3 protein-coding genes are annotated in these 1875 nt (G+C 74.7%); all 3 read left to right on the top strand.

Annotated features, from left to right (window positions below; translation table 11 throughout):
* Positions 1–1068, top strand: a 1068-nt coding sequence (locus ACWCSD_RS52165) for a hypothetical protein (RefSeq protein WP_449927281.1), incomplete at its 5' end; no start/stop codon positions are given.
* A gap of 94 nt (positions 1069–1162) precedes the next feature.
* Entirely contained in the window at positions 1163–1672 is a 510-nt protein-coding gene (locus ACWCSD_RS52170; RefSeq protein WP_364341428.1) for a SigE family RNA polymerase sigma factor, read from the top strand.
* A partial coding sequence (locus ACWCSD_RS52175) for a hypothetical protein (RefSeq protein ID WP_449927284.1) occupies positions 1669–1875 on the top strand: 207 nt, incomplete at its 3' end. The genes ACWCSD_RS52170 and ACWCSD_RS52175, both read left to right, overlap by 4 nt.

The raw sequence follows: 1875 nt of genomic DNA on the forward strand, positions 1-1875 counted from the left end.
TGGGCGCCGGTGGCGGTGGCGACCGCGACCGCCGCCGTGGTGGGCGTCACCGTCCTGGGCACCCGGACGATCGGCTCCGCGCCGCCGTCCGCCGCGGCCCCTGCGGCGGCCGCCGGCCGCCTGTCGCCGCCGGTCGAGCAGGTGTGGCCGGGCGCGGTGCACGAGATCCCGGCGACCGGCCCCGGCGGCCGGGTCTTCGTGCCGGACGTGTTCGTCGCCGACCGGGTGGTGGCCGGCCGGGGGCTCACCGGGAACCGGCTCGACGGCATCTGGTCGTACGACCTCGACAAGCGCGCGTTCACCCAGATCGCGCAGTTGCGGGACGTCAAGGTCACCAACGAGCCGCTGGTCTTCGGCGACGGCTACCTGGCGTGGTCGGCGCTCCGGGACGACCGGTCGGAGATCTGGGCGGTGCCCGTCACCGGGGGCGTCCCGCAGCGGATCGCGGCGCTGCGGGCCGTGCTGTCCAGCGACAACGCCTACACCGGGCTCAAGAAGCTGGCCATCGCCGGCGGCATGGCCGTGTGGTCGCCCGCCGACGGCGGCGTCTACCGGGCCCCGCTCAAGGGCGGGAACGTGTCCCTGGTCAGCGGGACGAAGGGCTTCTACCTGGTCGAGTGGCCCTGGGCCGGATGGCCGGCGCACGACCCGACGGTCGACCACCCCGTCGCCCGGCCCTTGGAGCACCTGAAGAACGTGCTCACCGGCCGGTCCAGGAACGCGGTCCCGGCCAAGAAGCGCTCGTCGTGGGCCGACTGCGGCCCGGTGTGGTGCCTCGACAGGACGACGGCCTGGCGGCGCGACGGGACGGACCGCCGGGACCTGCCCGGGAACGCCACGGGAACGCTGATCTCCGGCCGCTTCGTCCTGCTCAACCAGGGGGACGCCGGCGGCCGCGCCCTGGCTCTGCACGACGTCGCCACCAAGCGCACCGGCCGGCTCTTCCCCGTGCCGACGCGCAGGGGCGACAAGGCTCCGCCCACGCTGCACACCCCGGAGGGCGTGGTCTGGTTCCGGACGGCGCAGGGCACCCAGGTGGTGATCGACCTGAAGGCGGCCGGCCGCTGACCGGGGGCCGCCCGAGAATCGTCCGGCCGGACAGGCATAGCGGGAGTGCCCCGCGCGCGTCTCAGGGGTGTCATTCACACGTTTGGAGGTGGTCGTGGACCCTGCGGACGAGCAAGGCTTCCGCGAGTTCGTCTCGGCGCGCTCTCCTGCCCTGATGCGGCTCGGGTTCATGCTCAGCGGCGGCGACCAGCACGCGGCCGAGGATCTCGTGCAGGCGGCGCTGGCCAAGCTGGCGGCCCGATGGCGGCAGGTGGACGCCCCCGAGGCGTACGTCCGGCAGATCATGTACCGGCAGCAGGTGAACTGGTGGCGGGCGATCGGGCGGCGCGGCGAGGTGGTCCAGGCCGAGCCGCCCGACCGGCCGGGGGCCGACGGCACGCACCAGAGCGACCTGCGCATGGTGCTGCGCGCCGCCCTGGCCCGGCTCACCCCGAGGCAGCGCGCCGTGCTGGTGCTGCGCTACTTCGAGGACCTGCCGGAGGACCGGATCGCCGCCATGCTGTCCTGCTCGGTCGGCACGGTGCGGAGCACCACGTTCCGGTCGCTCGCCCGGCTGCGGCAGATCGCCCCGGAACTGGCTGCGGAACTGGAGGTCACCACATGAACCGGCTGCTTCGCGACACCATGGAGGAGTGGGCCGACGAGGCGCGGCTGCCGCACGACCTGGCCGACCGGGCGCTACGGCGGCGTGCCCGGCCGCCGGTCATGGCGGTGGTGCTGGCCGCCGGGATGGCCGTCGTCGTGGCGGTCCTGGCCGTCGGGCTGAACGGCCGGAGCACGACCGTGCGCCCGGCGAACGGGGTCACC

This window comes from Nonomuraea sp. NPDC001684, from assembly GCF_053596515.1.